Source organism: Arsenicicoccus sp. oral taxon 190 (assembly GCF_001189535.1).
In the GTDB taxonomy this organism is placed as follows: Bacteria; Actinomycetota; Actinomycetes; order Actinomycetales; family Dermatophilaceae; genus Arsenicicoccus.
On sequence record NZ_CP012070.1, the window covers coordinates 2,225,903 to 2,243,027 of the forward strand.

Annotated in this window: 15 protein-coding genes; 13 read left to right on the top strand and 2 right to left on the bottom strand. The window is 73.3% G+C overall.

What is annotated here, in order from left to right; genetic code table 11:
• Positions 1–7: 7 nt before the first annotated feature.
• Positions 8–1,276, bottom strand: coding sequence for a cytochrome P450 (locus ADJ73_RS10355; RefSeq protein WP_082176910.1), 1,269 nt, complete (start codon positions 1,274–1,276; stop codon positions 8–10).
• A 214-nt stretch (positions 1,277–1,490) separates the two neighbouring features.
• On the opposite strand from ADJ73_RS10355, the gene ADJ73_RS10360 reads away from it, so the two are divergent.
• The 7 genes from ADJ73_RS10360 (at position 1,491) to ADJ73_RS10390 (ending at position 8,161) form a co-directional block, all read left to right on the top strand.
• On the top strand, positions 1,491–2,507 hold the full coding sequence (locus ADJ73_RS10360) for a siderophore ABC transporter substrate-binding protein (protein ID WP_082176911.1): 1,017 nt from the start codon (positions 1,491–1,493) through the stop codon (positions 2,505–2,507).
• Positions 2,504–3,511 carry an ABC transporter permease gene (locus tag ADJ73_RS10365; RefSeq protein WP_082176912.1) on the top strand — a complete coding sequence of 336 codons (1,008 nt, stop codon included), beginning with the start codon at positions 2,504–2,506 and terminating at the stop codon, positions 3,509–3,511. The genes ADJ73_RS10360 and ADJ73_RS10365 overlap by 4 nt, the downstream gene beginning before the upstream one ends.
• Positions 3,501–4,469: an iron chelate uptake ABC transporter family permease subunit gene (locus ADJ73_RS10370; protein ID WP_050348203.1), complete on the top strand. Its 969-nt coding sequence runs from the start codon at positions 3,501–3,503 to the stop codon at positions 4,467–4,469. The genes ADJ73_RS10365 and ADJ73_RS10370 overlap by 11 nt, the downstream gene beginning before the upstream one ends.
• Positions 4,466–5,245: an iron ABC transporter ATP-binding protein gene (locus ADJ73_RS10375; RefSeq protein WP_050348204.1), complete on the top strand. Its 780-nt coding sequence runs from the start codon at positions 4,466–4,468 to the stop codon at positions 5,243–5,245. Before ADJ73_RS10370 ends, ADJ73_RS10375 begins: the two co-directional genes overlap by 4 nt.
• Before the next feature lie 86 nt (positions 5,246–5,331).
• A complete protein-coding gene (locus tag ADJ73_RS10380) occupies positions 5,332–5,580 on the top strand; it encodes a hypothetical protein (protein WP_050348205.1) in 249 nt (82 codons plus the stop codon).
• Positions 5,581–5,659: 79 nt separating this feature from the next.
• On the top strand, positions 5,660–6,799 hold the full coding sequence (locus ADJ73_RS10385) for an ROK family transcriptional regulator (protein WP_050348206.1): 1,140 nt from the start codon (positions 5,660–5,662) through the stop codon (positions 6,797–6,799).
• Positions 6,800–6,889: 90 nt separating this feature from the next.
• Positions 6,890–8,161: an alcohol dehydrogenase catalytic domain-containing protein gene (locus ADJ73_RS10390; protein WP_050349382.1), complete on the top strand. Its 1,272-nt coding sequence runs from the start codon at positions 6,890–6,892 to the stop codon at positions 8,159–8,161.
• Between the two features lie 185 nt (positions 8,162–8,346).
• On the opposite strand, the gene ADJ73_RS10395 is transcribed toward ADJ73_RS10390, so the two are convergent.
• Positions 8,347–9,633 carry a glycoside hydrolase family 32 protein gene (locus tag ADJ73_RS10395; RefSeq protein ID WP_050348207.1) on the bottom strand — a complete coding sequence of 429 codons (1,287 nt, stop codon included), beginning with the start codon at positions 9,631–9,633 and terminating at the stop codon, positions 8,347–8,349.
• A 182-nt stretch (positions 9,634–9,815) separates the two neighbouring features.
• Here ADJ73_RS10395 and ADJ73_RS10400 point away from each other — a divergent pair, with 182 nt between their 5' ends.
• The 6 genes from ADJ73_RS10400 (at position 9,816) to ADJ73_RS10420 (ending at position 17,084) form a co-directional block, all read left to right on the top strand.
• Positions 9,816–11,507: a GMC family oxidoreductase N-terminal domain-containing protein gene (locus tag ADJ73_RS10400; RefSeq protein ID WP_050348208.1), complete on the top strand. Its 1,692-nt coding sequence runs from the start codon at positions 9,816–9,818 to the stop codon at positions 11,505–11,507.
• Positions 11,508–11,742: 235 nt separating this feature from the next.
• Positions 11,743–12,693, top strand: a complete 951-nt coding sequence (metA, locus tag ADJ73_RS10405) for a homoserine O-acetyltransferase MetA (protein WP_050348209.1) — start codon at positions 11,743–11,745, stop codon at positions 12,691–12,693.
• A gap of 120 nt (positions 12,694–12,813) precedes the next feature.
• A complete protein-coding gene (locus ADJ73_RS16985; protein WP_156188204.1) occupies positions 12,814–12,978 on the top strand; it encodes a hypothetical protein in 165 nt (54 codons plus the stop codon).
• Between the two features lie 104 nt (positions 12,979–13,082).
• A complete protein-coding gene (locus tag ADJ73_RS10410; RefSeq protein WP_082176914.1) occupies positions 13,083–14,135 on the top strand; it encodes an oxygenase MpaB family protein in 1,053 nt (350 codons plus the stop codon).
• A gap of 84 nt (positions 14,136–14,219) precedes the next feature.
• Positions 14,220–15,887, top strand: coding sequence for a S8 family peptidase (locus tag ADJ73_RS10415; RefSeq protein WP_082176915.1), 1,668 nt, complete (start codon positions 14,220–14,222; stop codon positions 15,885–15,887).
• 105 nt (positions 15,888–15,992) lie between these two features.
• Positions 15,993–17,084 (top strand): GNAT family N-acetyltransferase, encoded by a 1,092-nt coding sequence (locus tag ADJ73_RS10420; RefSeq protein WP_050348210.1) that lies wholly within the window; start codon positions 15,993–15,995, stop codon positions 17,082–17,084.
• The last annotated feature ends 41 nt before the right edge of the window (positions 17,085–17,125 follow it).

Consider the following 17,125-nt stretch of genomic DNA (forward strand, 5'->3'; position numbering starts at 1 on the left):
GGTCCCCTCAGTCGGCGACGACGCGAGCCCGGTGGGGCTTGGTCGGCAGCCGGGTGGTGTCGAAGGCCAGGTTGTGCGGATCCACCTGCAGCCCAGGCTCGCTCATGGCGGCCACGGTGATGGCGAGGACCCCGACCGCGATCTTCTCGCCGGGGCAGCGGTGGCCGGTGCGGACGTCCCCGCCGCCCTGCGGCACGAAGTGCTCGATCGACTCGCGGTCCACGTCCAGGAAGCGGCGCGGGTCGAAGGTGCGCGGCGAGTCCCAGTGACGCTCGTCGCGGTTGGTGCCGACGATGTCGATGAAGATCCGGTCCCCGGCCTGGATCTGCTGGTCCTGCCAGGTGAGGTCCCGCCGCGCGATGGACGGCAGCATCGGCACGAAGGGGTAGACGCGGCGGACCTCCTCGGCGAAGGCCGTGGCCTCCCGGCCGCCCACCAGCGTGCCCCGCTCGGCGGACTCGCGGGCGATCCGCTCGGTCCACCAGGGGTTCTCGTGCAGCGCCCGCGCCGCGAACGCCGCGAACCGCGACACCGCGATGGTGGGCCGGATGACGTTCTGCAGCTCGACCGCGGCGGTGTGCTCGTCCAGCAGCTCCCCGCGCAGGTCCCGGTGCTCGCTGATCACCTGCAGGGCCGTGCCCGGCTGCGGCCGGAGCGCGCCGCTGCGGGCGCGGCGCACCAGCGACGCGGCCCAGCGGTCGCAGCGCGTCCTGTTGAGCCAGGCCACGAGGTGGGCGGGGGAGAGCGAGCCGAAGCCGTCGACGATCTGCGCGAGCCGCCGCGCCCAGCGGTCCTGCTCCGCGGTCGGGACGTCGACGCCGGCCCAGGTCATGATGGCCCGGCCGTAGGCGACGACCGCGGCGTCGTAGACGTCGCCCCCACCGTCCCGGCGCCACTGCTGGAGGGTGCGCCGCCACTCCTGCTCGACCAGCGGCATCAGCCGCGCCACCTGCGCGTCGTCGTACGCGATCCCCACAAACATCGCCTTGCGGTGCCGGTGCTCCTCGTCGTCGAGGCCGTGCACGGCACCGGCCCCGAAGAGCGGCCCGCGGATCGGCAGGGGCATCGCGCCGTGCCGCTTGACGGCGCTGGTGTCGTAGAACAGCCGGACCCCCTCGTCGCCGCGCACCAGCAGCGCCCGCCGCCCCAGCAGCCGCATCGGGATCCGGGCCACCGAGCGCGGGTCGAGGTCGCGCAGCTCACGCCGCCACGCGTCCGAGAAGCCGTAGCCCCGTCGGAGGAAGTCGAGGGTGCGGTCCTGCCGGGTGGTGCTCATCGCTGCTCTCCTCACGGCTGTGGCGGCCTCGGCGTCGCCGGGGCATCACCGGCGCGCATACCCGCGGGTGGACCGGCTACCCGCCCGGGCAGCCCTCGACCCCGGGTGCTGTGAGCCATCTCTCCCCGCGCCCGGACCCCCTCCCAGGCTCTACTAAGGTTTGCCTAAGTAAGGTCTACCTATCCCCGTGATAGCCCAGACCGATCGGAGTGCCATGCCTACCCCTGTGCCCGCCCCCGCGCGCCACCTCACCCCTCGCACCCTCGGCGGGGTCGCCGTGCTCACGGCCGCCACGCTCGCCACCGCCGCCTGCGGCTCCGCGGATGCCTCGGGCGGCTCCTCGAGCGGCTCGAGCGGCTCCTCCGGCGGCTCGTCGCAGGCCTCGGGCCGCACCGTCACCGTCACCCACGCCAAGGGCACCACCGAGGTCCCGGTGCAGCCCCGCAAGGTCGCCGTCCTGGACATGGGGGTGCTCGACAGCATCCGCTCGATCGGCGCGGGCGACGCGGTGTCGGCCGTCACCAAGCAGGCGATGCCCACCTTCCTGCAGGACTTCTCCGCCGGCCGCTACGCCGACCTCGGGCCCATGAAGGAGCCCGACCTGGAGAAGCTCGCGACCGACAAGCCCGACCTCATCGTCGTCGGCGCCCGCGCCACCGCGAAGTACCCCGAGCTGTCCAAGATCGCCCCCACCATCGACCTGACCATCAGCTCGAAGGGCGACTTCGTCACCAACGCCAAGGCCGCCAACACCACCCTCGGCCGGATCTTCGCCAAGGAGAAGGAGGTCGCCGCCAAGCACGCCCAGCTCGACGCGGCCGTGACGCGCGCCCGGTCCAAGGCGAGCAACGCCGGCACCGGGCTGATCCTGATGACCAGCGGCGGCAAGGTCAGCGCCTTCGGGCCGAGCTCGAGGTTCGGCCTGATCCACCAGGTGCTGGGCGTCAAGCCCACCGCGGCGCAGATCAGCGAGGACCGCCACGGCCAGGCCGCCAGCTTCGAGTTCGTCAAGGCCGCCAACCCGGCCCACCTCTTCGTCGTGGACCGCGACGCCGCGATCGGCGAGAGCGGCAAGGCGGCCGCGCAGATCCTGGACAACCCCCTCGTCAAGGCCACCCCGGCCGGCGCCAACGGCCGGATCACCTACCTGGACGGGCAGCGGTGGTACGTCACCGGCGCCGGCCTGGACAACCTCGCGGCCATGGTCGACGAGGCCGCCGCCGGCCTGTGACCGTCGCGACCGCGGCCACCGGGCGCCGCGGACCCCGGCAGAGCGCGCTGCTGCTCGCCGGGGCCGCGGTGGTCCTCGGGCTCGCCCTGTGGTCCCTCTTCGTCGGCGTCGCGGACGTCACCCCCGGCGCGTTGCTCGACCCGGCCCGGCGCGGCGAGGCGCTGGACCTGCTGGCGGTGAGCCGGATCCCGCGCACGATCGCCCTCGTGCTGGCCGGCGCCGGCCTCGCGGTCTGCGGGCTCATCATGCAGCTGCTCACCCGCAACCCCTTCGTCGAGCCCGCGACCACCGGGACCATGGAGTTCGCCTCCCTCGGTCTGCTCGCCGTGGCCCTCACCTGGCCGCAGGCCCCCGTCGTGGTCCGTATGGCGATCGCCGCCGCCTGCGCCCTCGCCGGCACCGCGGTGTTCCTGCGTCTCGTCCGCGCCGTCACGATCCGCGACGTCCTCGTCGTGCCGCTGATCGGCCTGGTGCTCGCCGGGATCGTCAGCGCCGTCGCCACCTTCGTCGCCTACCGCGCCGACCTGCTGCAGAGCCTCAACGCCTGGCTGACCGGCGACTTCTCCGCCACCATCCAGGGGCGCTACGAGCTGCTGTGGCTGGCCGGGGCGCTCACCGTCGTCGCGACCGTGGTCGCCGACCGCTTCACCGTCGCCGGGCTGGGGGAGGAGGTGGCCACGAGCCTCGGGCTGGACCACCGCCGCACCATGGCGCTCGGCATGACGATCGTCGCGGTGACGACAGCGGCGGTCGTGGTGACCGTCGGCATGCTCGGCTTCATCGGCCTCGTGGTCCCCAACCTCGTCGTCCTCGCCATCGGCGGCAACGCCCGGCACGCCGTCCCGTGGGTCGCCCTCGGCGGCGCGGCGCTGGTCCTCGGCTGCGACCTGCTGGCCCGCTCCCTGGTGGCACCCCACGAGCTGCCCATCGGCACGGTGCTGGGCGTCGTGGGCGCCGCCGCCTTCCTGACGATGCTGGTGCGAGGGATCCGCGGTGTCCGGTGAGGTACGCCTGCGGGTGGCCGGGTGGTGGGTGCTGGCGGCGGCAGCCGCCACGGCATACGCGCTGTGGGGCGTGACGGGCGGGCTGACCGACGCCGTCGTCAGCTTTGTGCTGCCGCGACGGCAGACGACGCTCGCGACCATGACGGTGGTGGGCACCGCCGTCGGGCTGGCCACCGTGCTCTTCCACACCGTGACCGCCAACCGGATCCTCACGCCCTCGATCATGGGCTTCGACGCGCTCTACCTGCTGGTGCAGACCGCCGCCGTCGCCGGCCTCGGCATCACGGCCAGCACCTCGCTGGACCCGGTCGCGAGCTTCGGGGTGCAGGCGGGCGTCATGACGGCGCTCGCGGTGCTGCTCTACCGCTGGCTGCTCGTGGGGCTGGGCCGCAGCCTGCACCTGGTGGTCCTCGTCGGCGTCGTGGCGGGCGGCCTCTTCCGGGCGCTGTCGACGCTGCTGACCCGGGCCATGGACCCCACCGAGTTCATCGTGCTGCAGGACCGCTACTTCGCCGACTTCCACGGTGCCGACCCGCGACTCATCGGGGTGTGCGCGCTGATCGTGGCGCTCGCGCTGGCCTGGGCGCTGCGCAGCGCCGCCCGGCTGGACGTGCTCGCCCTCGGCCGCGAGCTGTCGGTCTCCCTCGGCCTGGACCACCGGCGTGCCCAGCTCGTCGTGCTCGCGGTCGTCGCGCTGCTCGTCGCCGCCGCCACCGCCCTGGTCGGCCCCACCAGCTTCTTCGGCCTGCTGGTGGCCCACCTCGCCTACCAGACCGTCGGCACGCACCGGCACGCCGGCGTGCTCCCCGCCGCCTGCGGCGCCGCCGTCGTCACCCTCGTCGGCGGCCAGCTCGTCTTCGAGAAGCTCCTCGGCCTGGAGGGATCGCTGTCCCTCGTGGTCGAGCTGCTCGGCGGCATCGTCTTCCTCGTCCTCCTGCTCCGAAGGGCCCGCGCATGACCACCACCACCCCCGGGATCTCCGTCCGCGGCGTCACCAAGGCGTATGCCGACACGCCCGTCGTCGACGACGTCACGCTGCACCTGCCCGCCGGGGCCCTGACCTGCCTGGTCGGGCCCAACGGCGCCGGCAAGTCGACGCTGCTGTCGATCGTCGCGCGGCTGCTCGCCGCGGACGCCGGGTCGGTGCACGTCGACGAGCTGGACGTGTCGCGGTGCGAATCCTCCGTGCTGGCGCGGCGACTCGCCATCCTGCGGCAGGAGCACCACCTGGCGGTGCGGCTGCGGGTGCGCGACCTCGTCGGCTTCGGCAGGTTCCCGCACTGCGGGGGGCGGCTGCGGCCGATCGACGTCGAGCACGTGGACCGGGCGCTGCACTACCTGGACCTGGCGGACCTCGCCGACCGGTTCGTCGACGAGCTGTCCGGCGGCCAGCGGCAGCGGGTCCTGATCGCGATGGTCCTCGCCCAGGACACCGACTACGTCCTGCTCGACGAGCCCCTCAACAACCTCGACATGCGGCATGCCCTCGGCATCCTGCGGCTGCTGCGGCGCGCGGTGGACGAGCTCGGCAAGACGGTGGTCGTGGTGGTGCACGACCTCAACGCCGCCGCGGCCTTCGCCGACCGGATCGTGGCGATGCGCGGGGGGCGGGTCGTCGCGGCCGGCACCCCGGAGGAGGTGATGCAGGAGCCGCTGCTCGAGGACGTTTTCGCCGTGCCCGTGACGGTCGGTCGCGTGGACGGCCGACCGGTCGGGCACTACCTGCGTCGCTGAGGCGACCCCGCCCTCCGCGTGGCGGCACCCAGGTGCTTCACTGGTCCGGTCCGCCGGTGCTCACCGCGGCTCGACAGGAGGCATGGATGTCCCAGACCGTTCGCCCACCGCTCGTGTGGATCCTCGCCGTGGCCGCCCTGCTCGCCGCGGCTGTCGTCGGGGTCGTCAGCTGGGTCTACGCCTACGCCCTCGAGCACGAGCTGCTCGCCGAGCGGCTCGTTGTCCCCGAGCACGTGGGCTGGATGTACTGGTTCGGCGTGATCCTGATGCTCCTCGGCGGCGTCGGGGCGCTCGCCCTGCTGCTGCTGCGCCACCGCCGCCTCACCACCGCCTGACGGCCGACTTCTGGGCACCGGCACGCAAAACGCGGCGGAGGTGGGTCGCAGCAGCGCCCCGGGGTGGCAGCATGGCCGCATGACCCGATCCGACACCGGCGCCGGCGAGGTGCTCGCCGAGCTGCGGACCCTCGGCCCGACGACCCGCCGCGGCCTCGTCGACGCCCTCGGCTGGTCCCGCGTCACCGTCGGCAAGCGGCTGGACGAGCTGCTGGCGTCCGGGCTGGTCGTGAGCACCGGCTACGGCGCCTCCGAGGGCGGCCGCCCGGCCGAGACCTTCGCGCTCAACCACGACTACGGGCTGCTGCTCGGGCTGGACATCGGAGGCGCCTTTACCCGTCTGGCCATCACCGACCTGGGCGGGCGCTTCCTCGCCGAGGACGCCGCTGACATCGGCCTCGCCACCGGCCCGCTCGGCGTGGCCGGCTGGGCCGACGAACGGGCGGCCCGACTCCTCGCGGGGCTCGGCAAGGACGTCGACGACGTCCGCGCCGTGGGGGTCGGGGTGCCCGGACCGGTCGACATGCGGGCCGGGGTCATCGGGGCACCGCTGCGCGAGGCCGCTTGGGAGGGAGTCGCCTTCACCGACCTGCTCGCCGTGCGGGGGCAGGTGCAGGTGGTCGACCGGGACGTCAACCTGATGGCGGTGGCCGAGCACGCCGCGGTCGGCGAGGGGCGGCACACGGTCGTCGTCCGCGTCGGGATGGGGATGAGCTGCGCCTTCGTCCTCGACGGCCGCGTCTACCGCGGCGAGCGCGGCGGCGTCGGGGTCCTCACGCTGCCCGGGCCGGACGGTCGGCTGCGGCGGCTCGAGGAGGTGGCCAGCGGTTACGTCATACGAGATCGCTTGACCGCAGAGGGGACTCGCGTCTCGACCAGTCTGGAGATCGTCGACCTGGTGCAGGCCGGGCACCCGCTCGCCTGCACCCTGGTCGGGGAGGTGGGCGACGCCCTCGGGCGCGCGCTCGCGGAGGTCGTGCGGCTGCTCAACCCCAGCACCGTGGTGATCGGGGGAGCGATGGCCGACGCCGGCGGCGTGCTGATGGCGCCGCTGCGCGCCGCGATCGAGGCGGGGGCGGGGAGCTATGCGCTGCAGACGCTGCGGATCCGTGGTTCGCTCTTGGGTGGGCGCGCCGGCACGACGGGCGCGGTCACCCTGGCGGCCGATGCGCTCCTGGAGCCGACCCGGGTGACCCGGCTGGTCGAGTCCCTCGCCTGAGCCACTTTAGTCAACCTATAGACAAAAGCCGTCGAGGCGCCTACCGTTGTCGTCAGCGGAGCACGACACCCCCCACGGATGGAGCACAGCATGCGCACCGAAGCCGCCGTCATCCACGGCAAGGGCAAGATCAAGGTCGCCGAGGTGGAGCTTCCGCCCATCGGCCCGGACGAGATCCTGATGAAGGTGATGTCCGACAGCATCTGCATGTCGACCTACAAGGCCACCATCCTCGGCGAGGACCACAAGCGCGTCCCGCCCAACATCGCCGAGGTCCCGGTGATGGCCGGTCACGAGTTCGCCGGCGAGATCGTCGAGGTCGGCGCGGACTACCAGGACGACTACCAGGTCGGCCAGCGCATCGCGATCCAGCCCGCCATGGGTCTGCCCAACGGCTACTCCAGCGGCTACTCCTACCCCTACTTCGGGGGCGACACGCACTACACGATCATCCCCAAGATCGCGATCGACAAGGGCTGCGTCCTGCCCTACGACGGCACCTACTTCGCGAATGCCGGTCTGGCCGAGCCGATGTCGTGCATCATCGGCGCCTTCCACGCGCAGTACCACACCAAGCCGTTCGTCTACGAGCACTTCATGGGCCCGGTCAAGGGCGGCCGTATGGCGCTGCTCGGGTGCGCCGGCCCGATGGGGATCGGCGCGATCGACTACGCCATCAACGGCCCCTACAAGCCCGCCCAGGTCGTCGTCGTCGACATCGACCAGGCGCGCCTGGACCGGGTGGCGTCGCTGCTGACCGTGGAGGACGCCCGCGCCAAGGGCGTCGAGCTGCAGTACGTCAACACCTCCGAGGGCGACCCGGTCGACACGCTGCGGGCCCTCACCCCGGACGCCAAGGGCTTCGACGACGTCTTCGTCTTCGCCCCGGTGCGCGCGCTGGTCGAGCTCGGCGACAAGATCCTCGGCTTCGACGGCTGCCTCAACTTCTTCGCCGGCCCCACCGACAAGAGCTTCGTCGCCGACTTCAACTTCTACAACGTGCACTACGAGTCGACCCACATCGTCGGCACGTCCGGCGGCTCGACCGGCGACATGGTCGAGTCCCTGGAGATGTCGGCCCGCGGCGAGCTCAACCCGTCCTTCATGGTCACCCACGTCGGCGGCCTGGACTCGGTCCCGGAGACCGTGCTGACCTACCCGACGATCCCGGGCGGCAAGAAGCTCATCTACCCGTGGGCCCGCATGCCGCTCACCGCGATCGAGGACTTCGCCGAGCTGGGCAAGGACGACGAGTTCTTCGCGGGCCTCGCGGAGATCTGCGGTCGCAACAACAACATCTGGAACGAGGAGGCCGAGCGTTACCTCCTCGAGCACAAGGCGATCCCCGAGCACACCGCCTGACCGGTGCACGCGGCCCCCTCCGTCCTGCGGAGGGGGCCGCTGCCGTATGGCCCGCGCTCTCACGGGGCTCGCGCAGCTGGTAGGCCCGGACCTCGCCCAGCATCCGATGCTGGTGCTCCTGCACCCGCTCCCGGTCCACGAGGCGAGGCAAGAGCAGGTCGTCCAGGGTCGTTGTGGGGGCGGCGTCAGGGCGAGGCAGGGGTCAGCGGCTGCAGGAGGACCGGCCCCTCCTCGGCGTGCAGGGTCCAGCCGCGGGTGCCCACGTCCCGCCAGGTGGCGGGCGCCGAGCCGTCGTGCGGGTAGACCTCGACGACCTCGCCGTCGCACCACAGGTCCGCCGGACCCGCGCCGTCGATGACGGTGGTGCGCCCGGCCAGCCGCCACGGCCCGGACCCCGAGACCCGGACCCTGCCGTCGGCCACGGTGACCGGACGGTCCGGGCAGTCCGTCTCGGGGCCGAGGAGGGACTCGACCGCCGGGTCCAGCCGGCTGCGCAGGGCGTCACCCTCCACGCGCAGGCGACGCGCGAAGGTGAGGCACCCGGCCACGAGGTCGCCGCCCGGGCGGTCCCCGACGGCTGGGTCGTCCGGGTTGCCCGGGTTGCCCGGGTCGACCGGGTCCGCGGGGAGGTCGTCCTGCCGCACCCACCCCATGAGCAGCGACTCCGGCTCGTCGTGCAGCACCTGCGGGGCGTAGAACGCGTCGCCCGTGTCGAGCGGTCCGCCCTGGCGCGCCGCGAAGGTGGGTCGGCCGTCGGCGCCGGTCCCGAGGTCGCCGGTGAGCCAGACCGCGCGGTCCAGGACGCCGTCGTGCTGCAGGCTCAGCACGAGCGCGGTGCCGCCCTCGGTCTGAACCAGCTGTGGGCACTCCCAGATGTCGCCCGGGGCGTGCGCCGCCGCGACGGGGTCCGCGTGCGTCAGCCACAGCCCTTCATAGCTCCAGGCCAGCACGTCGTCGCAGCCGTAGAGCAGCACCGCAGGGGTGCCGTCGTCGAGGCCTGCGCCCAGCAGGGCCCACCGACGCCCGCCGTGGGTGAAGACGAACGGGTCCCGCATGACGGCCACCCCGTCCGCCGACGGCGTCCGCCCGACCACGATCGGCTCGGACCAGGTGTCAAGGTCGTCGTCGAGGGCCCAGCGCAGGCACACGGTGCTCGCGAAGGTCGCGTCCACCACCCCCGAGTAGGCGACTGCAGGCCGCTCCAGGTCGGGCACGAACACCCCCGACCAGCACCCGAAGCGGTCCGGGCCGTCCGGCGTCGGGCCGAACGCCACCGGGTGCTCGGTCCAGCGCGCCAGGTCGGGGCTGGACGCGTGCCCCCAGTGGATGAGGTCGTGGACCGTCGCGGCCGGGTTGTGCTGGTAGAACACGTGCCACCGGCCGCCGTGACGGACCATCCCGTTGGGGTCGTTGAGCCAGCCGCGGCGCGGTCGGACGTGGTGGGTCGGGACGACGGGTGGCACCTGCGACATGCGTCCAGGATGCCCGAGCCGACCGCGACCGGCCCGTGGGTGTCTCGTCCAGCGGGCCCGGGGCTGTGCAGGGCGGCTACCCCTGCGTAACCTGCCCCGCACGTCGTCACCGCGCGACGGACGGCGACCCCGCGACGGGGGGCGCGTCATACGGCCGGGTCGACCCGGGGAAGAGGTGCCGCATGGACCAGGTGACCCACGACCAGGGGACCGACGTCGACGTGCTGGTGGTCGGCTCCGGCTTCGGAGGCTCGGTGGCGGCGCTGCGGCTGGCCGCCAAGGGCTATCGCGTCGAGGTGCTCGAGGCCGGCCGGAGGTTCGAGGACGAGGACTTCGCCAGGACCAGCTGGGACGTGCGGAGGTTCCTGTGGGCGCCGCGGCTGGGGTGCTTCGGGGTGCAGCGGATCCACCGGCTGCCCGACGTGCTCGTCCTCGCCGGCGCGGGTGTCGGCGGCGGCTCGCTCAACTACGCCTGCACGCTCTACCGCCCGCACGGCCCGTTCTACGCCGACCGGCAGTGGGCGCACATCACCGACTGGGAGAGCGAGCTCGCACCGCACTACGACGAGGCGACGCGCATGCTCGGCGTCGTCACCAACCCCTGCGACGGACCGGTGGAGCGGCTGATGCTCGACGTCGCCCGCGAGATGGGGGTCGAGGAGAGCTACCGCAAGACGCCCGTCGGGATCTACTTCGGCCGGCCGGGGGAGACGGTGGCCGACCCCTACTTCGGCGGCGAGGGACCCGCGCGGACGGGCTGCACCGAGTGCGGCAGCTGCATGGTCGGGTGCCGCGTCGGCGCCAAGAACACCCTGGTCAAGAACTACCTGGCCCTCGCCGAGCGGCTCGGCACCGTCGTGCGCGAGCGACGGACGGTGACGCGGGTGCGGCCGATCGACCCGGCGCGCCCCGAGCGCGGCTACCGGGTCGAGCACGAGCGCACCGGCGCCTGGGTCGGCCGGGACCGTCAGGAGACGACGGCGACGTATGTCGTGATGGCGGCCGGCGCCTTCGGGACGAGCCGCCTGCTGCACCGGCTGCGGCACACCGGCGACCTGCCCCGGCTGTCGCCCGCCCTCGGACGGCTGACGCGCACCAACTCCGAGATGATCGGCGGCGCCGGCACCCGCCGCGTCCCGCCCGGCGTGGACCTGACCAAGGGCGTGGCGATCACCTCGTCCTTCCACCCCGACCAGGACACGCACGTCGAGAACTGCCGATACGGCGTCGGGTCCAACCTCATGGGCGCCCTGACGGCCCTGCTCGTGCCGGGTGGCGGGCGGGTGCCGAGGTACGTCCGCTACCTGGGGGAGGTGGTCCGCGACCCGCTCGGCGCCGCCCGGTCGCTGTGGCTGCGCCGCTGGAGCGAGCGCACCGTCATCGGGCTGGTCATGCAGAGCCGCGACAACTCCCTGACGACCAGCTATCGGCGGGGCCTGCTCGGCGGCCACTCCATGACGAGCCGGCAGGGGCACGGCGAGCCCAACCCCACGTGGATCCCGGTCGGGCACACGGCGCTGCGCGCGATCGCACGGCGGCTGGAGGCCGTGACCGGGGTCCCGGCGGACGCCCGCGGCAGCGTCGGGGAGGTCGTCGACATGCCCATGACCGCGCACTACCTCGGGGGCGCCGTGATCTCCGACGACCCGGCGACGGGCGTCGTGGATCCCTACCAGCGCGTGTGGGGATACCCCGGCATCTCGGTGCTCGACGGCGCCGCGGTGAGCGCCAACCTCGGCGTCAACCCCTCGCTGACGATCACCGCCCAGGCCGAGCGGGCCTGCGCGCTGTGGCCCCGACGCGACGAGGAGGACCGGCGGCCGGCGCAGGGCGAGGCTTACGTGCGCCTCGACACGACCGGCGCCCTGCGGTAGCCGCGCCGTCTCGACGGCCGGCGCCGTCTCGACGGCTGGCGCGCCCCGGCGGCCGGCGGGCGCGTGTGGCACCCTGGCCCTGGGTCCAGAGCAGCGACCGATCACCTCGAGGAGGTCGCTCGGCACCCGGTTCCGCGCCGGTGCCTCTCGAGGGCAGACCCGGCCGCGCGGCCACCGTCGACGCGGTCACGCGGGCCTCGGTCGAGGTCCATCCCGATCGAGGAGGTCGATCCCGTTGCCGGTCAACGTCCCTCGCGCCCTGCCGGCGCGCCGCACGCTCGAGTCCGAGAACGTCTTCGTCATGTCGACCGAGCGCGCCGGGCACCAGGACATCCGCCCGCTGCGCATCGCCATCGTCAACCTCATGCCGACCAAGATCGTCACCGAGACCCAGCTGCTGCGGCTGCTGGCCAACTCCCCGCTGCAGGTCGAGATCACCCTGGTGCGGATGTGCTCGCACGAGTCCCGCAACACCTCCACCGAGCACCTCGACACCTTCTACCGCACCTTCGAGGAGATCCGGGACGAGCGCTACGACGGCCTGGTGATCACGGGCGCGCCGGTGGAGAAGCTGCCCTTCGAGGCGGTGGACTACTGGGACGAGCTGTGCGCGATCCTCGACTGGAGCGCCGACCACGTCTACTCGACGATGCACGTGTGCTGGGGCGCGCAGGCCGGGCTCTATCGGCACTACGGCATCGGCAAGGTGGAGCTGCCGGACAAGATGTTCGGCGTCTTCGAGCACCGGGTGCTCGACCCCCGCGCGCGGATCGTCAGCGGCTACGACGAGACCTTCACCGCGCCGCACTCGCGGCATACGGGCACGCCCCTGGAGGAGGTGCGGGCGCACCCCCAGCTGCAGGTGCTGGCCACCTCCGAGACCGCGGGCCTCTACCTCGCGCAGTCCCGCGACGGGCGGCAGCTCTTCGTGACGGGTCACCCGGAGTACGAGGCCGACACGCTCGCCCTGGAGTACCACCGCGACGCGTCCAAGGGCCTGCCCATCGCCGTGCCGGTGGGGTACTTCCCGGACGACGACCCGACGCAGCCACCGCGGGTCACCTGGCGCAGCCACGCGTTCCTGCTCTACGCCAACTGGCTCAACTACTACGTCTACCAGCGCACGCCCTACGACCTGGCCGAGATGCGCCGGGCGCCGCGGCGGGCCGACACCTACGTGATCTGACGCGGCCGTCTGCCACGGGGGCCGGTGGGTATGCCGACAGCCCGGGGCCGATGGCGTCCGACGCGAGGAGGACCGCCGGTGGCCCACCGAGAGAAGTGTTGTGACAGAAAGGAGCACGCCATGTCCGAGCAGCGACCCGAGGACCAGCGCCTGACCGGTGACGACGCCGAGCAGGCCACCGGCGGCAGCGACGGCACCACGAGCCTCGACGAGCTCAACGACGCGGGCGCGGGCGCCGGCGCCGACGAGAAGGGCTCGACCTTCGAGCCCGAGGAAGACCAGTGACCCGCTGAGCCTGTCCGGAGCGGCGCCGACCCCCACCCGGGGCGGCGCCGCGCCGGTGTGCGTCGCACTCGCGGAGACGGTCCGGATGCTGAGATGCTGGGGGCATGGCTACGGGGGAGCGAGTGGCACGGGACGAGCTGGCGCGCCTGCGGACGCACGCGGCGCTGAGCCTGCGGCAGCGGATCGCGGGGGAGGACGCCGACAGGCGGGCGGACCGGATCTGGGGCGAGGTCGGGGAGCGGTGGTTCGGCCCCGACGACGTGATCTGGCAGGTCCACGCCGACACGTCGATGTTCAGCGGGGGTCTGCGCGCGCTGCTGCTGCAGTCGCTGCACCCGCTGGCGATGGCCGGGGTGGCCGAGCACAGCGGCTACAAGGGCGACCCCTGGGGGAGGCTGCAGCGGACCAGCCACTACATCGCCACCACCACCTACGGCACGGCGCGGCGGGCGCAGGCCATGGTCGACGGGGTGCGCAACCTGCACGAGCGCGTGGTGGGGGTCGCTCCTGACGGACGCCGCTACGCCGCGTCGGACCCGCACCTGCTGCGTTGGGTGCACGTCGCGGAGGCGGACAGCTTCGTCGCGACCTACCAGGCCTTCGGGGCGGGACGCCTGGGGGAGCGGGAGCTGGACGAGTACACCGCCCAGGCGGCGCGGGTCTCCGCGGAGCTGGGGGTGGCCGACCTGCCCCGCACGTATGCCGACCTGCGCGCCACCCTGGACGCCTACCGCCCCGAGCTGCGGCGCACCCCGGCCGCGGTCGAGGCTGCGCGCTTCCTGCTGCTGACGCCGCCGCTCGGGTGGTCCTCGCGGCCCGGCTACTGGATGCTCGCGGCAGGCGCCATCGCGACCCTGCCGGGCTGGGCCCGGCGCATGCTCGGGCTGAGCGTCCTGCCGCCGCCGCTGGAGGCCGGCGTCGACCTGGTGCTGGGCCGGCCCGCCGGTCGGGGCGCCACCGCCGTGGCGCGCTGGCTCATGTCCGACCCCGCGGTGTCCAACGAGTCCCGGTCCCAGGCGGCCCAGTCGGCGCAGGCGGCCCAGTCGGCACAGTCGGCGCTGGGCTCGCGAGACCGCACCGCCCCTGACCGCACCGCCCCCGACCTCACTGCGGAGCGTGACGCCAAACAGAGGGACACCACCCAGATGGGGCTATGACAGGGTGTGACCTGCGCGACAGGATCGGGCAATCCAACCCAACCCGGGACGGATGACTGCCTAGCCACCGCCAGGAGCTCTCCCGTGACCACACACCGACGTGCCATCGCCGTCACGCTCAGTGCCGCTGCCGCTCTGTCCGGCCTCGCCGCCGCAGCCCCCGCCACCGCAGGCCAGGAGGGACCCTCCCGGTCGGTCCTCGTGCTCGCCAAGAACGGCGCGCAGGACGCCGCCGTCCGCGCCGCCATCCGCAAGGCCGGGGGCGAGGTGACCGAGGTCGACGCCGCCATCGGCCTCTACTCGGTCCGGACCACCCGCACCGACTTCACCGGCGCGGTCCGTGCCGACGCCGCCGTCGACACCGCCAGCGCCGACCGGGTGATCGGGCGGGCCCCCAAGGAGGCCAAGCCCAGCATCGCCGACATCGAGAAGCTCAAGGCCCAGCGCGGCAAGGGACGCAAGGCGCCCGCGCCGGCCCTCGACACCGAGGGCGAGCCGCTCGCCGGCTACCAGTGGGACATGCGGATGATCCGCACCGCGCAGGCGCACCGCATCGCCACCGGCCGCGGGGTCCGGGTGGGAGTCATCGACACCGGCGTCGACGGCCACCACCCCGACATCGCCCCCAACTTCAACGCCGCGCTGTCGCGCAACTTCACCGTCGACATGCCCGACATCGACGGCCCCTGCGCGGAGGACCCGGACGGCTCCTGCACCGACCCGGCCGACGTCGACGAGGGCGGCCACGGCACCCACGTCGCGTCGACGATCGCCTCCCCGGTCAACGGCCAGGGCATCGCCGGCGTCGCCCCGCAGGCCGAGATCGTCAACCTGCGCGCCGGTCAGGACTCCGGCTACTTCTTCCTGGCCCCGACGGTCAAGGCGCTGACCTACGCCGGCGACAACGGCATCGACGTGGTCAACATGAGCTACTACATCGACCCGTGGGCCTTCAACTGCGCCAACAACCCCGCCGACTCCCCGGAGGAGCAGGCGCAGCAGCGGCTCACCATCGAGGCCACCAACCGTGCACTGCGCTACGCCCGCGGCAAGGGCGTCACCCTGATCGCGGCGGCCGGCAACTCCGCCACCGACCTGGACAACCCGACCGTCGACGACTCCTCCCCGGACTACCCCGAGGGGGCGGCCAAGCACCGGGTCATCGACAACTCCTGCCTCGACCTGCCCACCGAGGGCGACCACGTCCTCACGGTCACGTCGGTCGGGCCGTCGGGTCGCAAGGCCTACTACTCGAGCTACGGCCTGCACTCGGTCGACGTGGCCGCGCCGGGTGGCGACTACCGCGACTGGTACGGCACGCCCAGCTATGCCAAGCCCACCAACCTGATCCTCGCCGCGATGCCCAAGAACGTCGGGATCGCCGAGGGTGACATCGACCCGGTGACGGGGGAGCCGACCAACGACTTCGTCATCAAGCAGGGCGACGGCTACTACACCTTCATGCAGGGCACCTCCATGGCGGCGCCGCACGCCACCGGCGTCGCTGCGCTGATCATCGACCGGTGGGGCCACCGCGACCCCAAGCAGGGCGGCCAGGCGCTCAACCCCCACCAGACCGAGAAGATCCTCACCCGCACCGCGACGGACCACGCCTGCCCCTCCCCGGCGACGATGGTCTACCCGGGCGTCAACGCGAAGTACACCGCGACGTGCACCGGGACGCCGGAGTTCAACAGCTTCTACGGCGACGGCATCGTCGACGCGCTGAGCGCGGTCAGCAAGAAGCACTGATCCACCGCTCTACCGACGTGGGCGCCCGCCCCCGGACCATCCGGGGGTGGGCGCCCACGCCGGCGTCGCAGCGACCGCGACCGGGCCGGCTGAGATGATGGGCCCATGCCCGCAACGACGCCACCGTCCCTGCGACCCTCGACGCTGCCCCTCACCGGCCTCCCGCCCGGGTGGACGCTCCGGGTCCCCGACGAGCGGGACGTGCACCGGCTCGCCGGGCTCCGGGCAGCCGTCACCGACCGGGCCGTCGGGGGCGCCACGCCCGACACCCGCACCGTGCTGCTGGAGATCACCGGGGTGGCCTCGTGGACCCGCCGCCAGGCCGTCGCGGTCGACCCGGGCGGCTGCGTGCGCGGCTGGGCGGCAGCCCACGACCGGGCCGCCGGGCGGGTGCTCGCCCACGTCACCGTCGAGCCCGACCTGGACGCGCAGGCGGGGGCCGGCACCGAGGACGCCGTCGCCCGGGCCCTGCTCGCCTGGGTGGAGCGGGCCGCCCGCGCCATCGCCCACCTGCGGCGCCTGGGCAGCACCCAGATCGACACCGGGTCGTATGCCGGCGACGACCGTCAGGGCGGCTGGCTGCGGGACGCGGGGTTCCGGCATACGCGCACGTGGCTGCAGATGAGCCGGCCCGTGGACCGCGGACGCGACCACCCGAGCCTGCTCCCGGCGCCGCGCGAGGGGGTGCGGGTGCGACGGGTCCGGTTGCACACCAACGGACTTCCCGTCGCGGAGGACATCCAGCTGATCCACGAGATGCTCGAGGAGTCCTTCGCGGACCACTTCAACAGCTATCGGGAGAGCTTCCCGGAGTTCGTGCAGCGGCTGCAGGAGGACCCGGGGCACCGGTGGGACTCCTGGTGGCTGGCGGAGGTGCGCGACGACGCCGGGGACGACGGCTGGCTCGCCGGCGGCGCGCTCGTCGGCACGGTCCTCGCCCCGGACCGGGAGGGCTTCCTCGGCGGCTACGTCGACTACATCGGGGTGCACCGCCGGGCCCGGGGCCGCGGGGTCGCCAAGGCGCTGCTGCACACCGCGATCGGGGACGCCGCGCTGCAGGGACGCAACCGGGTCGGCCTCGAGGTGGACGACGACTCGCCGACCCGCGCCGACGCGCTGTACCGCTCCCTGGGCTGGGAGACCGCCTACCGCACCTGCTCCTGGCACCGCGACGTCGTGGTCGGCGAGCCGGGCTGAGCCACACGGCGGCCGACCCGGCAGTCGTATGCCGGACGCCT